The sequence below is a fragment of the Rivularia sp. PCC 7116 genome (assembly GCF_000316665.1).
In the GTDB taxonomy this organism is placed as follows: domain Bacteria; phylum Cyanobacteriota; class Cyanobacteriia; order Cyanobacteriales; family Nostocaceae; genus Rivularia.
The window spans coordinates 5,112,557-5,134,137 of the sequence record NC_019678.1; the positions used below are offsets into that span (position 1 = coordinate 5,112,557).

Sequence of the window (21,581 nt, forward strand, 5' to 3'; positions counted from 1 at the left end):
TTACCAATTACCAATGCCCCATGCCCCATGCCCAATGCCCCATGCCCAATGCCCAATGCCCCATGCCCCATGCCCCATGCCCCATGCCCATTCCTAATTCCCAATTTCAATCAATTGCTTCGATTATTTTGTCAAATTGAAAGTTTTCGGCGAAGTATTTTAAGATTTGTGTAGCTTGGGAATTATTTGGCGGAGTTGTTTCTATAATTTCAAAAATTAAGTTGTCGCTGCATTGAGCTGCTGCTTGTTTGATTTCGTTTACTAATTCGGGGGATTCCTGTGTTAATGATTGACGTAATTTAGCTGATGTAAATTCGGTGCTTGATGTGTTGTCGGCTTTTTGTTGATAAGAATACTCGACTCCCAGGTGTTGGTTTAATTTTTCTAATAATTCTTCTTTGGCAAAGGGCTTGTTAATTAAATCATCGCAACCGGCGGCAATAATTTCGTCTTTTTGTTCTTCAAATGCGTTTGCGGTTAAGGCAATAACTACAGTTTTTCTGGGGATGCCACTATTCAAATCTGCTTCTTGCTGTCTGGTTTTGATGATTTTGGTGGCTTGATATCCATCCATAGTTGGCATTCGCATATCCATCAGTATTAAATGTGGTTCCCATTCTTCCCACTCGGCTATTGCTTGTACTCCGTTAGTAGCTTCTTTGGTACTAAATCCTAGTTGAGAAAGCATTTTTACTAGTAACAAACGACTTTCGGGACGGTCATCGACTACTAAAATACGGTATTTTATTTGAGATGGTGCCAATCCAACTATTTGAGCAGTAATTTTCTTTTTTTCTATTTTCTGCGGAGAGCTAAGATTTACCTGAATATCAACAGTGAATTTTGAACCGACTCTGGGGGTACTTTCAACTTTAATATCTCCCTTCATGAGCTGCACGTATTTACGGCTGATTGCTAAACCCAATCCGGTTCCTTTTTGGGATTCTCTACCAGCAGAGGTTTGTCTAAAAGCTTCAAATAAAAATTTGGTTTCTTCGGCTGAAATTCCGACTCCGGTGTCGTTAAGTTCAAAGATTATATGAGTAGAGGAAGCGTTTTCCTCTTCACCCGTGCTGACGCTTAACTCGATGCCACCTTGATTAGTAAATTTAATGGCGTTTCCAATCAGGTTGATTAAAACTTGACGTAGTTTGCTTTCATCACTTTGGATATAACGAGGCAGGTTTGCGGCGGTTTTAAATGTTAGCTGTAAATTTTTGCTCGAAGCGCGGAAGCGGAGCATTTCTTCGAGGTTATCTAAAAGTTTATATAAGTCGAAGTCATCAATATTTAATGAACTTCTACCTGCTTCGATTTTGGACATTTCCAGAATGTCGTTGATTAACTTAAGTAAATGTTCGCCAGCACGGTTAATTATCGAGAATGTTTTTTGATGCTCTGTGTTTATCGATTCATCTTGACTCATTAATTGGCTGAAGCCCAAAATTACGTTGAGGGGAGTTCGCAATTCGTGACTCATGTTGGTTAAAAATTCGCTTTTGGCGCGGTTGGCTGCATCTGCGGCGATGACGGCTTGCTTTAGGGCTTCCGATTGATGTTGAGTTTGGGAAAGTAGCTGTACTTGTTGCAGTGCAACTCCTAACTGATTGCCGATTTGTACTGCAATGCTGATTTCTCCAGTTTTCCATTCGCGGGGGGCGGAATTTTGATAGCTTGTAAGCAATCCCCAAAGTTGATTTCCGCAGAATATAGGAACAGTTACGTAGGCTTTGACTTGAAATTTCTTTAATAATTTAACGTAAGACTCGCTAAAACCAGCTTGGTAAATGTCGGAAACGTAGATAAAACTTTCTCCACTGTTGTAGCTATCTTCTTGGTATCCTGGTAAATATGTATTGCTGGCTTTATTTAAATTACTGTTGAGTTTGCGGATTGTAGTTCCGTCTTCTTTTAAAACAAGTTGAGTAAAATCTGTATTATCTTCTCCTGGGGACATTACCGATCGCCAGCCTTTTGCTACCGACTCAGCAACGAAACTACCGCAATCATCTCCATCTAAGCGATAAACCACAACGCGATCGCAATTTAAACAAAACCGCAATTCTTCTGTGGTAGCGGCAAAAATTTTCTCTATATCTAAAGTTTGCCGCATTCTTTGCAGAGTATGAGCGACGGCTCTTTCTCTTTCAGCGTTTTCTCGTAAAGCTTGCTGGGCAAGTTTGATCTCAGTAATATCGGTAACAGTGGCGATATATCCCTTAAATTCACCATTTTCGTAAATTTCTGGTAAAGCTTGCCATATCACCCAAACCACTCTACCATCGGGACGCAGAAAGCGGTGATCGCTAACAAAGGGGATTTGAGTTTCTACCGCTTGCTTCCATCTTCTGACAACTCGTTCGCAGTCTTCTGGATGTAATGCTTCTATCCAGCCTTCTCCTAATGATTCTTTAGTGGAAAGTCTGGTAATTTCGCTCCAATGTTGATTGAAGTAAATACACGAGCCATCAGCATCAGTATTAATAATGGCAACTGGAGAAGCTTCAGCTAAAGTTTTATACCGTCGCTGACTAAATTGTAATTTTAACTCCGTTCTTTTGCGTTTGTTGATATCTGCCAAGTAACCTACATATTCTAAAGGTTCGCCGTTTTTATTGCGAATTAATCGGATTTGTTCTTGGAACCAATGATAAGTACCATCCGCGTGCAAAAAGCGATATTCATAAGTAGCATATTCTCGATCTAAAGCTTGCGATAGGTGCTTTCGTATTCTCGGCAAATCTTCTCTATGTACCTTATAATCCCAAAATCTGGATTTTGATAAAAATTGTTCTGCTTGATAACCCACTATTTCACAAATGTTTTGGCTGATAAATGTATGATCGAAGTTTCCATAAGGCAAACGGCTAAAAATAACGGCTGGGGAAGAAGTCAGTAAATATTGCAAGCGTTCGGTTGCCAAGCGCGTTTGTTGTTGGGCATTTTTACGAACGCTGATATCTTCAATTACACCGATGATATATTTAATTTCCCCAGAAGATTTGCGTATTGCCGATGCTGCTAAGTTTGTCCAAATTTGCTGTTTATCTTTTCTCACAAATGCTTTTTCCATTGCAAACGCATCGATTTCATTCTTTGCCAATTGCTGGCAATAATTCGTATATTCTGTAAGGGAAATATTATGAGTAATGTCTGAACATTTGAGTTGTAATAGTTCCGATTTAGAATAACCGATAATTTTACAAAATTGCTGGTTGACGTTGATAAATTTACTTTCGTTTGAGACTTGAGCAATCCCTACCGCTGCGTTTTCAAATATGGCGCGGAATGCTTCTTCTCTTTCACGTAAAGCTGTTTCAGCGCGTTTGAGTGCGGTAATTTCTACTAATACGTTTCCGACTGCTACGGGGGTATTATCTTCACCGGGTATGGGAAAATAAGAAACTAGAAAGTTGCGCGTGTTTTCAGGTTCTGAAATCGAAGCACTGCTTAATTCAAGATTAAGAATTGGTTGATTGCTGGCGAAAACCTGTTGGTAAATTGGTTCAACTTCAGAAGCGATATTAGGCAATACTTCTTGAATAGTTTTACCCAAATGTTCTTCTACCGAAATACCGTTAATTTCAGCCAGTAATTCGTTGATTTGAATAAATTTTAACTGCCTATCTATAATAGTTAATCCTACAGGGGCATTGTTGAAAAAAGCATTTAAGCGAGCTTCCCGTAGAGCAACTTCTCTTTCTAAAATTTTACGTTCTTGAATATCGCGTCCTTCTGCAATTAACAATACTAAACGATTATTTTCATCAAATATTGGTTTAATAGAAGAGTCAAAAGTCGATATCGAACCAGACTCAGCGATAAAATCCATTTCAAAGCGAATAAATTTACCATTAGCAGCTTTTTTAGTTACCTTTTGTAGTTGCTTTCGACTCAAGCAAATATTGTTTCCCAAACATTCCCAAACAGATTTATCTACAACATCGTTTTCTTTCAAGCCAAAGAAATCAAGAGCGGTTTGATTGAGTGAAATAATTTTGCCACTCGGTTGTAGCAGAGCGGTAAATCCAAAACTAGAATTAAAAATTGCTCGAAAACGTCTTTCGCTTTCTTGTAAGATATCCTCAGCTTGCTTGCGCTCGGTAATATCTTTATAGGTACCCGTCATCCGTACAGGTAATCCCTTCCCATCCCGCTCGAAAATTTTCCCGCTAGATTGAATCCACTTCCAATTTTGGTTTTTACAGCGCATCCGAAATTCTACTTTATAAGTCTGAATTTTACCTTTTAGATATGCTTTCAACTCTTGCCGAACAAAATCTATATCTTCCGGATGTATTAGCCTGCGTAAACTTGAAGCATCTTCACCAACTTCTGAGTCTTCATAACCAAGCATTTCCTTCCAACGGGAATCGCGATAAATATGAGCAGAATTAATATTCCAATCCCACAACCCCAAATTGCTGGCGTTTATAGCCAACTGCAATCTTTCTTCGCTACGTCTGTGGGCTGTTTCGGCTTGCTTGCGCTTAATTAATCCTCCCAACTGTGCTGCTACAGCCTTGATTAATTGCAATAAACGTTTATCTCGGTTTTTAGTAGTGCATTTGAAAATTATTAAGACAGCTAACAATTCTTCTCCATTCAAAATTGGAACCGCAAAGCAGCTTTTTAAGCCTGCTTTCACAGCCATTTCTTTACGGATAAATTTTGTTGAAGAAACTTGAGAAATATCTGGCAACCATTGCGCTTTGTGGCTTTTCCGAACTATTTCCGGAACTCCTAATTTGTCACTTAATCTCAAAGTTTCGCTGTAACGGAAAAATTCTTTGAAGTCATCTTGATTTTTATACCAACCCGGATAATATTGCCAATCTCTACCATCGCTACTAGGAATCCAGGCTTCCCCAAAATCCCAATCAATATGTTGGCAAATTAATCGCAAAATTACACCAAAAGCGCTATCTATATCAATAGCTTTGCTAATAGCTTGAGTTGCCTTCAATAACAAACGAGTTTCCTGCAAAGCTTGTTTGAATTTAGTAATATCGCGGGCAGTTGCTAAAACATGTCGCTGCCCTTCAATTTCGATTAACTCCGCACTTAATAATGTGGTTCTAATTTCTCCTCGGGCAATACGAAAATCCACTTCTTGATTGCTAATTCGTCCCTTTGCACTTAATAGCTCTTGTAAATCATCGTATTGTTTTCGACTGTGCCAAATTGATAACTCTATTCTTTGGAGTCCAATAACTTGCTCTCGGGTATACCCAAAAAAATCGCAAAAACTATCGTTAACTTCTATATATTTCCCCTCAGGAAAAGTACTTAAAGCAATGGGATCGGGACTCGAACGAAATGCTGCTGCTAACTTCTGCTCGCTCAAACGGCTTGCTGCTTCTGCTGCCTGTCGGGAACGGGCTTCTAATGCCAGGGAAATTAAGTTACCTAAAGAACGTCCAAAGTTAATATCTTCTTGCGTCCAATAATGCTTTTTTTCTACTGCTTCCAAACATAAGATTCCGGTGGTAACACCAGACACACGCACGGGAACGCAAAACACAGAGCTAATATTAAATTGCTCTAAATAAGTTCCCCGTAATTCTTGAGTTCTGGCATCAATATAAGGGTTATTCGTAGCAATAATTTCATCCGCATTCAAAGATTGCAGATAAACCGGATAATCTGCATAATTAAAACTAAAACCCTCGCTGTGACTGTTTAAACTTAATTCAAATAAATCAACGCAGCGAATTATTGCAGCATTGTTATCGTAGAGCCAAATACTAGCTCGCTCGACTTCAATATTCTCAGCGGCAGCTTCAGTTATTCTCTTCAAAGCTACTGGCAAATCTCCATCATAAATCGCAGAATTTCTTGCTAAATTAGTTAATATAAAATTATTACTACGTAACTTAAAAGCACTTATTTGCAGTGCTTGCTGCACTCTTTTAGTTTCAGTAATATTATGCAAGGTGCTAATTATTTTAATTATATTGCCTTCACCGTCGTACAAAGGCATAGAGCTATACAGAAAATCAACACCATCGCCATACTTATTTAAATAAGTTACTTCTCTTTCAAAAATCGGTTTGCCATTTTTAACCCGCTCAAAAGCCAATAATTCTGTTACTGCTTGTGAAGGCAATAAAAATTCGATGAAAGAGCGATTAATTATCTCATCAGGCTCATATCCTAAAATTCTCCTTACTGCCGAATTCACATAAATAGTACATCCGTTCAGGTTGACTGACCAGATAATATCTTGGGATGTTTCGACTAATAAGCGATATTTACTTTCGCTTTTTTTCAGGGCAGATTCAATTTCTAAGCGATTATCTATTTCTCGTTGCAGCTGTAGCCGTGCAAGACTTTCTGTCTCCAATAGGTGAGCTTGAGCGATGGCAATTCCTAACTGCGCGGCGATAGATTCGAGAAATTCGACTTCAGCAGTTGTCCACCGACGCTTAAAATTAACTTGATGCAAGTATATAATCCCATTAGCTTTACCTTTATAGGAAGTTCGTATCCCCAGCATCGATTTAATGCCAAGTTTTCGGTATTTTGCAAGATTATTTTGCAGTAAAGGTTGTTTTTCTACATCTTCAGTAACAACAGCTTTGTCTTGGCTTAATAAAAAATTTAAATATGTATTATCTAATAAAAAACTTTCTTCTTCAATAATTGAACTATAGCCGGAAGCAAGATATTCCCCTTGAGGAATAATTTCAGGTACCTGCGAAGTATTGTAGCTAAAAATTACTCCCTGACTTATATTAAAAGCAGAACCAATTTCTTTAATTGCAGTTTTTATAATTGAATTAGCATCAAATTTACCACGAATTTTATCAGTAATTTTCTTTAATAATTTACTTCTATTAAATTCTTTTTGTAACTTCGCTTCTGCTTGCAACCGTTCCTTAGCTAAAGAGATTGCAGATGCGACTGCTTGCAAAATTGCAACTTCCTCAGTTTTCCAAGTTATCGCTTCTGAATGATTTTCAAAACGAACAAACTCAAAAATATCATCCTTAACTAGAATTGGTATTATTAAAATTGCTTTAATACCCTGATGTAGAAAAACCAAACGTTCTTCTTCAGGTAAATCTGCAACCAAACTAGAGATAACATTGCCACTACTGAGTAAATCTTGCCAGCGTGAAAAAACCCTTTCGCAGCAATTATCCTGCTCGGCATTAATATCTGTATTGCACCATTTATTTAAGGGATTATTTTCAATTATACAAACACCATTAGCTAAAGAAATCAATTTCAAAATACGAATAATTTGAGCATAACAGTCAGCACTACCATTAAAACCGAGTAAAATACGTTGAATTTCTACCAATCCCGTTAAATATCGTTCGCGAGACTTTTGCTGTTGATTGCGAATGCTTAACTCTGAAGCAATATTTTCTAATCGATGATTTTGTTTTTGTAATTCTGTTTGTAATTCCACAACAGCTAATTGATTTTCTACCCGAGCTAAAACTTCTGTAGGATGTAGCGGTTTTGTTATATAATCAAAAGCCCTCAAATTTAAAGCCTTGACTTTCTCGAATACATCATTTATAGCGCTGATAAAAATAATTGGAATATCCCGAGTTGCTCGACTAGCTTTCAGATATTGGCAAATTTCATAACCATCCATATCAGGCATCACAACATCGAGCAAAACTAAGTCAGGAGGAGAAGCAATTGCAGTATTAATAGCTGACTTTCCTGTAGTTGCTCTTTGAACTTTATAACCTTGATTAACCAGAATGTTTGATAAAAAAATTAAATCATCTACCTTATCATCTACTATTAAAATTCTTGTATTTTTATTCATACATATGTATTAGTCGCTAGCTTTTAATTGAATAGGTCGATTAATTTAATATATTTTGATTTCAATTAACAATAGTATCTAGAGAAGAATTTGTCATCTATCTCGCCAAGCTTTCAGATAAGCATGAATTATCTTCTAGTTCGTGAATTACGACAGTAATGAAGCATCAACATATTCGTCGCTGATTAATTGGGAAAAACCGATAATTGCATTAAATATATTCGTAATTCATGACTCATATTAGCTAAAGGCATTTTTTAGCTGAAGATGCAAATACCCCTTCTCAAGTTTTCCCATAGCTACAACTTCCTCTACTTAAAACAGCTTAATTATATAATCTTCGCCTCCTAATAGAAACGCTTTAATCTTATCGGCAATATCACCTAATGCACCGACCATAATTATCAGAAAATGACGATTTTGTTTAGATTCATTAAGCTTTATAGAAACTCTGTAACTACCCAGATCTGGTATAAGAATATCCAACAAAATTACATCCAGCAAAGTTTTGAATGCTATATCTATAGCCATCGGATTAATGATTCCTGACTGCACCATATAGCCGCAATCAGATAATCTAATGAACCAAAGCTTAAGATTTTCTAAAGAATTATCGAAGATTAAAATATTTCTTTTAATAGGTTCTTGGCAGAAATATTTTTCCATTTCTTCTGTAGAGAAACAAATAGTAATCATAAGTTTCTACCCTACCAGCAGAAATTATCCTCACACAGTGACAAGTATCACTGACAGATAAAATAATAAATAGAAATAAAAAAAACCGAGGGTTGCTAGAAATATAAAGTCGCGATTTCACATTGTTTGAGGCGTTGCAATGCCACTTCGGGACATCGGTTTCAAATTTGCGACATAAATGTGAGTAAACACAATTTATAGGGAGCATCCCAATGAAGGTAAATTCATCAAGATTTAGATTGTCATTGCAAGCGTAATGTTAGCGAAGCGTGTCCGATACGACATAATGGAGCGAAGCAATTGCAAACCCTAGTTATTGCAATTGCTTCGCTTCGCTCGCAATGACAGAAATTTGGGATGCTCCCAATTTATAGCTTGATTTAGCAATGCTAAAAAGCTGGGATGCTGCCAAATCAAATTACTTAAATTATTGATGACATCTGAAAACGCAGACTTTGCGGATGCGCTCCTCTATTAAAAACCGTCATTATTAAGAGAACGGAAACAAGGAGCAAAAAATGGACACAAAGTCAACTAACCCATATTCTTCACTTAAAAACGTTCCCTCCGGTTATTTGAACATCATGGGTTACGTTGATGAGTCAGAAGTAAATGGCCCCGGAAGTCGTGCTGTAGTCTGGGTACAGGGTTGCAAGCGAGAATGTGGCGGCTGTTTTAATACAGAATCGTGGTCATTTGAAATTAATCGCCTGGAATCGGTAGATTCTCTTGCTAAAAAAATTCTTAGTAAACCTGGAAATAAAGGACTGACATTTTCGGGAGGAGAACCTTTTTTGCAAGCAACTGAACTAGCATCTTTAGCTCGTCGAGTCAAAGCATCTGGATTAAACGTAATGGCTTTTACTGGCTTCACTTTAGATAAACTGCGATCGCAACAAGCACCAGTAGGCTCTCAAGAATTATTAGAACAGCTAGATATTTTAATTGATGGTCCTTTTATAAAATCTTTAGCAATCAACTCCCCAAATTCACCAGTTTCGTCGAGCAATCAACGAGTGCGTATATTCAACCCGGATTTTCAAGACAAAATAACCTGGGCTAGCGATCAAATTGAAATTCACGTATTTAAAGATGGCAGTCGATTAGTTACTGGCTATCAAGGATGGCGCGAGCAATAGTTATTAGGTAATTGCTAATTGCTAATTGGTGATATCCCTCCTGGGAGGCTTAATATCTTGTTTCTTACCTCCGGCAAGGAATACACGTGAAAGGAGGCTCTACCTCTGTTGAAAATACTCCAGGCAGAACCTCATGCAGTCTGTTCCCAGCCGAAGACTGGAAACAAGAACAAGAAACAATATTTTATTCAGAACTTCCAAAAACTTATTTACTTGTTGTCATGGGCTTGTCAGTTACAGTATTTGCATAACTTTTGTGCAATGACTCGTATAAGTTCGTACTGCTCTGGGAATAACTCACATCAGATAAATACTGCTTAAACCAATGGCTTGCCAAACGAGCCACCTCTTCTAGTGCACCTGATTCTTTAAATTGACGGCTGGCATTTTGTACGATTTTCAATTCTTTGTCAGCCGTTGGGATTTGTTTAATTATGTCTTCGTTTGTCGGAATTGCTGGTAAATCGTTCTCACCAACAATCAATAAAGTCGGAGTTTTGACAGAAGACAAAGTCTCATTTGTTAAACAAGTTTTGCCGCTACAAGAAACTACAGCACCTACTAATGTAGAATTCTCTGCCGCTGCAAGCAAAGCCGCACCCGCACCCGTCTGTTCTCCGAAATAACCAATTTTTAGATTGCTGGTAAAAGGGTATTCAAGCAACCATTTTGTGGCATCAGTTAATCTTTTAGCTAAAAATTGCACATTACTACTGCAATGTTTACTGCGTAAATCAATTGCTTCTTCTTGAGGAGTTAATAAATCAATTTGTACCGTAGCTACTCCTGCTGTTTGCCTTAAAAGATGAGCTAGATAACGATTCCGAGTACTATAGCGACCAATGCCACTATTGTGAACAAAGATTACCATTCCTTGGCAATTTTTAGGCAAAACTATTTCTGCTTGTAAACGAATAGAATCAAGTTCAATTGAAACTATTTTTTCCTCTACATGATTTACAACAGTTGTATTCATTTTGGTATCCTTTTTTAAAGATGGTAATTATTTATTACTATTACCAATGTATATTGCTATGACCCTGATTCAGTAAATAATCGTATCCGAATCATCTCTAATTTGACAAGTATTTTTTATTTTATGTGTAGCTAGCGCAAATCAGAGAATTTAGTCGGAATATTGCTAGGGAGCAATACTGTACCGATTTTTATAGATTACTTGCTATCGTAATAGCTTAATATTTGGTAACAACTGAAAACATAAACTAAACTTTTCAGTCCGATCTTTTACGAAATATTAAGGTAATTTTCATAAAGTATCGGTCTAAAGATAAAGAAAATATTTTATTTTTACGGCATGTTTTTCAGCAGTATTACGCTGCTTTTTAGGTAATTTATTCTATTTATAAAACAAAATTTTGAGGAACTTGTGAGTATTTTTATTATTTTTCTAATTGTAGAAATAGAAAACCTGTAAAACAACTGGCTTAAGATATATTCCGCTAGTAGTATTTTGTACTCAGTTTGATAGAAAAAATCAGCACCCTCAAACTATAAGTATGGTGGTTTAATAGTAAAAATTACCCCTTACCTATTACCTATTAACTTTTTATTTTCGCTATTATTGCCCAAATTAGCTAAGAAGGCAGAGACTTCTGTTATTTTTCCCACACTGTCTTACTAGGAACTAGCTTTCTTTGTCCAATGTTCAATGTTCAATGCCCAATGCCCAATTATATCAAGTCCGGCTAATTACTTACGATATAACCCTACTGAAAAGATGGCGGTTATTATCTACTACTCATTACTTATTACTCATTACTCATTACTTATTACTTATTACTTAGCCCTCACAGATATGATAACTGTTTAACCGGACATGATATTGCCTATTCCCCATTCGCTTTAAGTACGGCTGCATAACGTTGTTCAACATCTTGCTTGTCTTCCTCGAAAGCTAATTCTTGGCGACTACCTTTCAATATCAAATCTGCATGACGACGCAAAGCTTTTTTGTGTTGAGAATTTTCAGTATATTCGGCAATAACTGCAATAGATTCTAATAAACGCACAGTTACTGCTACATCGCCGCAGCAATTTTGGCGAATTTGATTAAAAGCAGCATCGGTTAATCCTGCAAATGTTACCGGATAAGCGATTACTCTGAGATTGTCAAAACCATCGTAACGATAAGGAGAAGGAAAATTTGTTTGAGCTAAACGAGAAAGCCCCGCGCTAAGATGATCTATGCAGCGAATCGCAGTGAAAGGATCGTTAAGACTCGGAGATAAAGCACGTAGAGCTATTTCTACCAATTGATTGATGGGAAATTCAACATCTTGCTGTTCGTTACGTTCTCTACCTAAAATAAATGCTTGCTGAATCTGCTTTTGAATGTCTTTAAAATCGGGTGTTTTGTAATTATCGCTTGCCATCGAAAGAATTTTGACTAAGTAGCCCCCCTGAATTACAAATTTTCCCGGATGAGTTAATATTTTCACCATCAAATTATGTTTGCAGGCGATATCCATCAATTTATCGGTATCAACCGCTTGCACATAACCTTTTTTTGAAGCTCTGACGGGAAAGGCTTCACGATCAAAATTATCTGGAATCAGTTTTTGAGAATGCTTATGCTCGGGTTCGCTATAACCAATTTTTTGAGGATATAACTTTTCTATAGTGCTATCTAATTCCTGGCTGATTTGGGAAATGACATAGGAAACCTGAATAATAGTTGATGCATGATGAATAAAGTAAATCAGCACTCCGGTGCAGAATATGGCTAAAACAATTCCTACCGTTACCGAAAGATGTGGCACAAATTGATTTCTATCCTCAGCGCTTCCATAGATTGCTCGCAATACCAATAAAGAATAAACAAAAGTACTAATAAAACTACCAAGTACAATTTTATTACCTATATCCTGCATAAAATTACGCAGAATTCGAGGACCAAAATTTGAGGAAGCCAACTGAAGCGCCACAATAGTGATAGAAAAAGCCGTTGCAGTAATGCCTATTGTCGAACCTGCTACCGTTGAAAGTACGCCACGGGCACCGTCTGCACTACCTGTATAAATCCAACCCCACTTTTCTAAAGGGCCGTAGAAACTTAATCTATCTAATCTGAGTAAAAAAAACGCTAGCAAGGTAGATATAGTTGTCATCACCGTGGGTACAAACCAATAGCTGGAGTTAAGGGAATCCCACAGTTTACCGAGTCTGATATTTTTCATGACTCATTACTTATCAATAATTGAAGCATTGCTAGCGTCACCGTCTCTATTTCGGGATTGGTTTTTTATCAGTCGGCTTAAAGAACCGGCGATATTGCGGCTGTTGGGAACTTCCCCGCGAGCTGCTGCTGGCCATCCCTCTCGCTGACGATTTCTGTCCCCGTCTGTTTCTTCAGTTTGATCGTGGAATAAAATTTGTTGAGTTGGGAATGGCATATCAATGCCGTTAGCCGTTAACTTATTTTTAACTGCACTAAGTACGCGATCGCGAAAGTCTAATGCATCGGCACGGCGAGGAGGATTTATCCACCATCTACCGCGAATGTTGACGGTAAAGTCCGCTAATTCGACTACAATCGCATCCGGTGGGGGGTCGTTAAGTACACCATCAGTTTCCCTTATTGCTTCTAAAATTAACTGTTTGGCAAAGTCAATATCATCCCCATAGCCGATGCCAAAATCGTATTGTATACGTCGGTGTTCAAAAGCAGTGTTCACGGTAACGGAATTGGTAAATAATTCAGCATTCGGAATCACAATCCGACGACCATCATAAGTTCTAATTGTAGTTGCCCTTGTCTCAATATTTTCTACAGTTCCTTCAAAGCTTTTAAATACAATTTGGTCGTTAATTTCAAAAGGCTCGGTAAGTAAAATTAGAATTCCCGCGAGAAAGTTTTGCAGAATATCCCGGAAAGCAAAACCAATTGCCACCCCACTGATTCCAAACAATTGCACCAAATCGCCAATCTTAAACGAAGGAATAACAATTGTTAGCGCTACAAAGGAACCAATTAATATAATTACACCCTGCGCCAAACGTCCTAAAACCATCCCTAAACTGCGAGCATTGCGACGATGGCGCGTAAATCTTCTAATTAATCTTTTTACGGCTCTAGCAATTAGAAAAAAAACTATAAAAACAATAATTGCCAAGATTATACTTGGCAATCTATCGATAGCATCTTGATACAGTTGTAGAGTCCTATCCCAAGCTGAAGTTATTTCCTCTTTGGCATTTTCTGTCGCAGACGGAGCTTGTGCAATTATCATAAATAGTTTTTAGTTTTTAGTTTTTAGTTTTTGCTTTCAGTAAATAGGGAGCTATTCGACTCCCACTACCAAATATTTATTTCAATTATGATAATTATAATAATATGAAATTAAACAAACAGCAGATGATTATTAAAAATAGTTTTTCCTATATAAGATAACCAATCATTTACTTAATAAAAATATAAATTAACTGCTTGCTGTTCGCTGCTCATTGATTACTGATTCAATTGATGAATTTTCCAAGCTGTAAAAGTACCGATAGGACTCCATATTAAATAAGGCACTAATAATAATGCAGCCCAACCGGATATTTGTAAAACAAACAAAGTCAGAATTAATCCAATAACAAATCCAATACCTCCCACAATTGCCCCTACTTTCATACTTTGCAACCAAAGTGAAACCGGAGTGAAAGCAACAACAACAATTTCAAGTAGTAGATAGAAACCCATTAAAAACCAAGTTTGCGAACTACCTGGTTCGCTTTCCCAAATTATATAAGCAGACCAAGCACCACAGATAAAAATTACCGTCCAAATTACCGGAATTAATTTTTCAAATGTTAACCAACTCGGTCTTTGCAACCGCTTAAACCATTTGATATCCTTTGGTCTAATTATATTACTTCCGAGAGCCACTACTACAGTTACGGCTCCGATTATCATCCAAGGTTTTAACATTGTCTTAAACTGGGCATGGGGGATTGGGCATTGAACATGGATAATTCCGGGAAATGGGGAGATAAAGGGATAAAGAAAACACTATTAATTCTCCAATTCCTAATTAATAACTTTTTCAACTCCCTATTCCCTATTCCCTTATTTTCAACTTGCCATAAAACTTTTTACTTTCATTTTTTTGCGACGCAAACGAGCGATTGCTTGACGCTGTAGTTGTCGAACTCTGGTATGAGAAATGTCCATACGCTTTGCAACTTCTGTTAATGTTAATTCGCGTCCGTCGCTTAAGCCAAAATGCAAGTTGACGACTTCTCTTTGTTGCGGTGTCAATTCTACAAGCATTTCGTCAAGACATTCTTTTAATGATTGGCTGTTGACGTAATCATCTATGGAAGAATTTGTATCTTCGAGTAAGTCTTGCAGTTCGGTGTCTTGTCCTTCACCAACTCGTAAATCTAAGGATACGGGTTGACGGGACATGTGTAAATAATCTTGAATTTGGGCAGGTTTTAAAGACACATGGGAACTAATCTCGCTGATTGTCGGATTACGTCCTAATTGTTGAGTTAAATCGCGACGCGCTTTTTTGATTTTTTTCAGAGTTTGACATACATGAATCGGCAAACGGATAGAACGACTTTTTTGATCTAAGGCGCGGGTAATTGCTTGTCTAATCCACCAATAAGCGTAAGTAGAAAATTTATAACCTTTGTCTGGATCGAACTTTTCTACTCCTCTTTGTAAACCCAAAGTTCCTTCTTGAATTAGATCGACAAACTCCAAATTCCGATGCTGATATTTTTTAGCGATCGCCACAACTAAGCGTAAGTTAGCTTCAATCATTTTTTGTCGGGCGATTTCTCCATTATCGAGAGTTTCTTGGAGTTGAGTTGGTGTCATTTCTACTGCATTTGCCCAAGTAGATAAGCTGGGTTCGGAGCTTGATTTTTCTGTTAAATCTTCTTTCACTTGCAGCAATTCCATCAACTGCTTAACTCGTTGAGCAAAAAATATTTCTTCTTCACGAGATAACAATGGTACGCGCCCAATTTGGACTAAAAAAGACCTTACGGTATCTGTATTTAGTCTTTGAGTGGCGGATGCGTTATTTTGTCCCCTATCGATTACTGGTTGCATATTAATCAAAAACTCCTAAAGGCTTTAACTCAATATTGTTTTTGTGCGCTGTCAGGTGCGTTTCAAGATCAAACTTTTTTTGTATTACTAAACTAAAGCCCTAGAATCTAAATTGACATTCAATCTTTGTTTCAGATGTTCGGCTACTCTTAAGGCATTAGCTATTATTGTCAATGTCGGATTCATTGCCCCAATTGAAGGGAAGAAACTTGAATCTACCACATAAAGACTATCTATATCGTGGCTACGACATTTTACATTGAGGACGTTAAGTGTTGAGTCACTACCAAGTCGGCAAGCTCCTCCCTGATAATTCAGAATTTTTAAAGGCATTAGTATCCCGAAAGTTCTCGGGAATCGAGCATTGCGAAGTATTTTCTCAAATTGATATCGCAAACGACGATGAACTTTTTGGTTATTTGAAAGATAATAAACTTTTATTTGTTTGTTTTTTGCTATTTCGACACGATTTTCAACATTGGGTAAGTCCTCACTTTGCATCGACCAATTAACATAAAGATTGGCAAAAACTTTCAATAAACTGTTAGGTGCCCATAGTAGAAAAGATTCTCGCATTATCGCCCATTTATGCCTTAATGGTTTTACATATCCGATTGAACCGAAATAAAAATCATTAATTACTAGTGTTTTATGAAAAAATGTTTCTTTTTTAACTGCAGGAATCGCATAAAGATTAGTTGTATTACGCTTGACTAAATTACGCCCTACCAATGCCGCAAAAAATGCCAACCTTTGGAGATAATTTTCAGATGCCGAACGCAACAATAAATCATAAGTAATGGTTCTACCTCCAGCACCAGTTCCTATAATTATTATGTCGTAATATTGTTGCATTTATTTGATAGTTTATTTGTTATTAATTATTAATTTTTAGTGATAAAGAATCTATTTATGTGCCCTTATGACTTATGCTTACATCAATAAAGACACATTTACTACAAGGATAAAGTTGATTAACTCGATAGCTGTCCGCCGGTTACATCAACAAGGGCACCAGTAATAAAACTACCGTCTTGAGATGCTAACAATACGTAAGCTGGTGCTAGTTCTTCTGGCTGTCCCGCACGCTTTAAAGCTGAATCCTTATCAAAGTTTTCTACCATTTCTTCTGGCATAGTCGCCGGAATATTTGGTGTCCATACAGGACCGGGAACTACAGCATTAACTCTAATTTTTCGTTCTGCTAAATTTAATGCCAAGGATTTAGTAAAAGTATGAACTGCACCTTTACTAGTAGAATAATCAATTAGAAATTGCTTCCCAATTTTACCTACAATACTACCTGTATTAATTATAGCGTCGCCTTCTTGGAGATGAGGTAGCGCCGCTTTCACCATATAAAAATAGCCGTAAACGTTGGTTTCGATAGTAAGTTGAAATTGTTCAATGCTTAAATCCTCGAACTTTTCTTGCACCATTTGATAAGCTGCATTATTCACTAAAATATTCAGCTTGCCATATTTTTTGATAGTCTGTTCTACTGCTTGACGGCAAGCTTCAAAATCGCGGACATCTGCCTTGATATTTAAACAGTTTTGCTGCCTCTTTTCAACAGCTTCCTGGGTAGTTTGAGCATCTTCATCATTTTGATTATAAATAATCGCCACATCAGCCCCTTCCATTGCATAGGCAATAGCTACAGCCCTACCAATTCCGGAGTCACCACCTGTAATTAGAGCCACTTTACCTTGCAATTTACCAGCAGCTCGATAATTAGATAAATCGCTGTCGGGCTGGGGTGTCATATCCGACTGCTTGGCAGGGTAATCTAATTTTTGTCCGGGTATCTGCTCTGGAGTTGGTCGAAATTCTTTACTTTGTGTCATTGTTAATTATTGATGATTAATTATTAGATTTATCTTGCCTATTTAGGTTCAAGGAAAGAATTTAGTTCTATACTTAGTAAAGTAATAGTAAAAATATATCAAATTTGCTTTTGTGCATAACAAAATAGTAAGTATAAAGTATAGTAATTACTTCATACTTCTTCCTTTTACATTGCTAGGGTTAAAGAATATCTAATTTTATAGTCACAAACAAAATATTGAGGATGAAATACATTTCTATCGCTGATACTTCATCCTCAAAAGCATTTAAGTAATTACCTTTTGTTCAGACCAAATTCCATTTTCATCTTCTTCATATTTTTCGTGAACTGCATTCCAAGCTGCTTCTTCTGCTTTACTTTCATCTTTCAATTTATCAAATACAGCTTTGTAGCGTTCGATAAAAGTTTTTTGAGCGTCTTCCGATAAATGAGAACGTACTTCAGGGGCTAAATCTTGCGGATTGTTGCAGCCATCAGGACAAGCACGAGGTAAAGTAGATTCACTGGTATGAGTTTCTTCGCCACCCGCGCTTTCCATAAGCAGTGAAATCTCTCCTGTTTTATTTGTAGGTACTTCTGCCATTACAATAAACTCCCCAGCTTTCAAGCGAGTTTCGTAAATAGCAGCTTTCTCCTTGGGCATACCTAAAGTCACCAATACCGATGCTAAACCTGCACCAGCGCTACCCGCTAAAGCACCACTGGCAGCCCCCAAAAGCGCTCCACCGATGGGACCTGCTGCTACAACCGAGCCTACGAAGGGAATAAACAGCACGCCTACACCAGAAAGCAAACCTAATAACGAACCGAACAAAGAACCAAAAATTGCGCCGGATCTCAATCCGCCAAATATTACGTCTTTCTTAGAAATAAAACCCGAAATTCTAGTTTCAGATTGAAAGTTATTCCCCATAACCGAAATATGGTCGCGGGATACACCTCTATCTAATAAACGACGAATGACCTTATCAACTTGGTCTTGCTGTTTAAATACGGCTGTAATAGTACGCTCTGCTTTGTAATCGGACATTTTATTCCCCTCTCTTGATTCCCCTCTTTAGATAGATGCAGTTCGCAAATAATTTGAACTTAAAATGAAATTTATGTTTGATTAAGTGTTTCTAGTTAACACCTGCGGCAGCTTTTGTAGGTGCTTTACCGTCTGCTTGTAGAGATTCTCCTTCAATAAAGGAACGTAACATCCAAGCCATTTCTTCATGTCCTTCCATTAAACCGGTAAGAAAATCAGCGGTACCTTCATCATGGAATTTATCGCCACAAGCATCAATATGTCCGCGCAAGTTACGGATAACTTGTTCGTGGTCATCAACTAAGCTAGATACCATTTGAGTTGCTAAAGGTAAAGTTTCTGGATTTTCTTTCAAAGAAGTTAACTTCAAAAATCCTTCCATAGTACCTACGGGGAAGCCACCTAAAGCACGAACTCGTTCTGCTATAGAGTCGATGTTTGTGGTTAAAGCTTGATAGTGTTCTTCCCATAGAGTATGCAAACTGCGGAACTGAGGTCCGACTACATCCCAGTGGTACTTTTTAGTTTTAACTAATAATAAGTAAGCGTCTGCTAAGTCATTATTTAATAGTTCGCAAACGCCTTTACGTTGTTCTTCTGTTAGTCCAATATTAATGCTTCGCATAATTTATTTACTCTAAATTCAACTCTTTCTCAATTTGACCATATTCGTTTTTTTCATAAATCAATCGTAAGTGATAATTTCAGGTTAGATTTTAAAGATAAATACCTAATTCTTTTTGTATAGTTTAATAATCTATCTTTTCTCAAACAATCAATCTTAAATAATCACTAAATTGCTTATGATGCTAGTAATAATTAGTAATTTTATTGTTCTAAATATTGATTGTGACTCAACAGCTATAGGTCTCTGCTGCATTATTAGAAACTAAATGAAGTCAGTAATTTAACTAAAAAATATTTATCGCCTTAGATTTCACCTCGTATAATTGAGGCTCCAAATAAGGCTAGAATAAATCATTTTAGTTAAATTACAGCGAAGAAGTAACTTGATTGTCTCCTTGTTCTTTATCTTGACTCATGCTGCCTGTTTTATAGTCTTGAGCCGCTTCGTAATCTTTATCTACATCAACATTTGCTGTCTTTTGTTTTTCTTCGCTGACAGCTTCTTTTGTTAATTCTGCTTCTTGATTGGATTGAGTATTAGTTTCAGGAACTTTTGCTTCACTCATTTTTAACACCCCTGATTATCAAATTTTAATCTACAAGCCTTATGCTACAGAAAATACTGATATTTAATAACCATTCTTACGGGGTAATTACAATTTATGCCCGTGGGTGAATTGAATTTATATTTTATTAATGGTAGTGATTATGCTTAATTGCCTCAAGCTAAAAATTAGGCTGATGTGCTATTGAGTTGTACAAAAAGACAGTCACTTTAACAAGTTGGTTAGTGATGCCCCCTAAATCCCCCAAAATAGAGGACTTTCAATTATCTTGTTCCCCCATAATTGGAGGCTCGCGGGGGCAATTCATACTTTTAATCAGCAACGCCAAAATTTTGGTCAAGTTAGAAATCTACACTTGACCAAAATTTTAATCTATGAAAGAAATATAGGGAAAATAACTCTATCCACTATATATCAAAGAATTGTTACAGATACTATTTACCGGTGATGCTTTCGAGAAAACCTTCTACCTTTTCTTCCACAGTAGTAGCATCTTGACTGTTGGATGGACGATTCATTTTCTCGGCATTAGCAGCTCCTTGAACTTCGTTCAATCCTTTATTAGATTTATTAACGACTCTGCTTTTGGAAGGAGCGTTATTTTCAGTTAATTCTTCAGCACTTTTTTGAATTTCATTTAACTGTGCTGCTCCTTTTTCGGGAGCACTTTTTGAAGCACCAACTGCTGCCGCAGGAAGGGCAGTAGAAAATAACAGCATTACACACATAAATGCTGCCATTACAAAACGAAGTGGACGCAAGTTACTTAGTTTTAAACGAGTAAAATTCACAGTATTTCCTCCAAGGTGACGGAACTTTTTCTAATTTGGGAAAACCAAACCGTTGTTGTATTTGGATTAAAAGTTGGGAACAAGGCTGCTAAAAGAATGAAGGGAATCATTAAACATAATTATACAATTGTTTGATTTTTCCCAAACATTAAAATTTTGATATTGAATTATCTTGAAATAGCTTCTATTCATATTAATCATGACGAAGCATTAAGCATTTAGCATTCAGATAAACATTCAATCATCAATATTCAGTTATAGCTGTTCTGCTCCTATCTTCAACTCGTCTACTTTATGTTTAAATATTTCGAGTTGTTTTTTACAAACTCGATTGGTTTTCAACCTTTTTTAACCTTTTTTAACTATATCAGACAACTAGTATGAAATTAGCCGATGATAGCATTATTTACTTTTAGTTACCAAAAAAATCTTTGATAGCATCAATTGCATTTTCGCTGCCTTCCTCTACGTTATCGGAAGCATCTTCTACAGCAGATTTAGTTTTTTCAATTCCTTGTTTAACATTACCCTTTGCTTCTTTTGCTAAGCCTTTTGCTTCTTTTGCCGCACCTTCTGTTTGTCCGGTAATTTTTCCTAAGTTTCGTTGAGCTTGCCCTACTGCTTGCTCTGCATTACCCTCAATTTTATCGCCCGCGCCCTTTAAAGGATTAGCTGCAATTATTTGTTGTGGATAGTTACTAATGGGGTTAGCAATGGCTGGTTGTGAGGAATCAAACCATACACCAAACCATACGGTACTTAATAGTAAAACACAGCTAAAAACTGATAGACAGTAATGCTTTACTATATGTAATTTATTTTTACTTTTGTTGGATTTCATCGCAAGATATTTTTCCTATTCTCTTTCTAGTACAGTTGTAATACAAGAAAGTCAATAGCTTCATCAATCTTGCGAGCAAAATTTATAATTAATTAATTGCGATAATACCACCCCTTGGGTAGTCTCCTTTCCAAGCATCAATCTTACTTTCGATAGAAGATTTTTTCGACCTTTATTAAA

15 protein-coding genes are annotated in these 21,581 nt (G+C 36.9%); 1 reads left to right on the top strand and 14 read right to left on the bottom strand.

Translation table 11 applies throughout. The annotated features are described in order from the left end of the window. Positions 1–106: 106 nt before the first annotated feature. A complete protein-coding gene (locus RIV7116_RS34035; RefSeq protein ID WP_015120085.1) occupies positions 107–7,792 on the bottom strand; it encodes a PAS domain S-box protein in 7,686 nt (2,561 codons plus the stop codon). A 315-nt stretch (positions 7,793–8,107) separates the two neighbouring features. After that, complete coding sequence (locus tag RIV7116_RS19795; RefSeq protein WP_052330836.1) at positions 8,108–8,488, bottom strand: response regulator; 381 nt, start codon at positions 8,486–8,488, stop codon at positions 8,108–8,110. A 518-nt stretch (positions 8,489–9,006) separates the two neighbouring features. Between RIV7116_RS19795 and RIV7116_RS19800 the strand changes: the two genes are divergently transcribed. Then, positions 9,007–9,627, top strand: a complete 621-nt coding sequence (locus RIV7116_RS19800) for a 4Fe-4S single cluster domain-containing protein (RefSeq protein ID WP_015120086.1) — start codon at positions 9,007–9,009, stop codon at positions 9,625–9,627. A 205-nt stretch (positions 9,628–9,832) separates the two neighbouring features. Here the strand turns inward: RIV7116_RS19800 and RIV7116_RS19805 are convergent, their stop codons facing one another. From RIV7116_RS19805 to RIV7116_RS35055, 12 genes are all read right to left on the bottom strand, one after another. Further along, a complete protein-coding gene (locus RIV7116_RS19805; protein ID WP_015120087.1) occupies positions 9,833–10,603 on the bottom strand; it encodes a dienelactone hydrolase family protein in 771 nt (256 codons plus the stop codon). Positions 10,604–11,474: 871 nt separating this feature from the next. Next, positions 11,475–12,824, bottom strand: a complete 1,350-nt coding sequence (locus RIV7116_RS19810) for a DUF2254 domain-containing protein (protein WP_015120088.1) — start codon at positions 12,822–12,824, stop codon at positions 11,475–11,477. A 6-nt stretch (positions 12,825–12,830) separates the two neighbouring features. Further along, positions 12,831–13,877, bottom strand: a complete 1,047-nt coding sequence (locus RIV7116_RS19815) for a mechanosensitive ion channel family protein (protein WP_015120089.1) — start codon at positions 13,875–13,877, stop codon at positions 12,831–12,833. Positions 13,878–14,095: 218 nt separating this feature from the next. After that, positions 14,096–14,560 carry a TspO/MBR family protein gene (locus RIV7116_RS19820; protein ID WP_015120090.1) on the bottom strand — a complete coding sequence of 155 codons (465 nt, stop codon included), beginning with the start codon at positions 14,558–14,560 and terminating at the stop codon, positions 14,096–14,098. Between the two features lie 144 nt (positions 14,561–14,704). Continuing rightward, positions 14,705–15,697, bottom strand: a complete 993-nt coding sequence (locus RIV7116_RS19825) for an RNA polymerase sigma factor, RpoD/SigA family (RefSeq protein WP_015120091.1) — start codon at positions 15,695–15,697, stop codon at positions 14,705–14,707. 87 nt (positions 15,698–15,784) lie between these two features. Beyond that, positions 15,785–16,552, bottom strand: a complete 768-nt coding sequence (locus RIV7116_RS19830; protein WP_052330837.1) for a GMC oxidoreductase — start codon at positions 16,550–16,552, stop codon at positions 15,785–15,787. Positions 16,553–16,671: 119 nt separating this feature from the next. Then, on the bottom strand, positions 16,672–17,544 hold the full coding sequence (locus RIV7116_RS19835; protein WP_015120092.1) for an SDR family oxidoreductase: 873 nt from the start codon (positions 17,542–17,544) through the stop codon (positions 16,672–16,674). 267 nt (positions 17,545–17,811) lie between these two features. Next, positions 17,812–18,576: a ChaB family protein gene (locus RIV7116_RS19840; RefSeq protein ID WP_015120093.1), complete on the bottom strand. Its 765-nt coding sequence runs from the start codon at positions 18,574–18,576 to the stop codon at positions 17,812–17,814. Between the two features lie 91 nt (positions 18,577–18,667). Beyond that, positions 18,668–19,201, bottom strand: a complete 534-nt coding sequence (locus RIV7116_RS19845; RefSeq protein ID WP_015120094.1) for a Dps family protein — start codon at positions 19,199–19,201, stop codon at positions 18,668–18,670. A gap of 367 nt (positions 19,202–19,568) precedes the next feature. Continuing rightward, positions 19,569–19,769, bottom strand: a complete 201-nt coding sequence (locus RIV7116_RS19850; protein WP_015120095.1) for a hypothetical protein — start codon at positions 19,767–19,769, stop codon at positions 19,569–19,571. A 434-nt stretch (positions 19,770–20,203) separates the two neighbouring features. Further along, positions 20,204–20,560: a hypothetical protein gene (locus RIV7116_RS19855; protein ID WP_015120096.1), complete on the bottom strand. Its 357-nt coding sequence runs from the start codon at positions 20,558–20,560 to the stop codon at positions 20,204–20,206. 412 nt (positions 20,561–20,972) lie between these two features. Continuing rightward, entirely contained in the window at positions 20,973–21,401 is a 429-nt protein-coding gene (locus RIV7116_RS35055; RefSeq protein ID WP_015120097.1) for a CsbD family protein, read from the bottom strand. Positions 21,402–21,581: the final 180 nt, after the last annotated feature.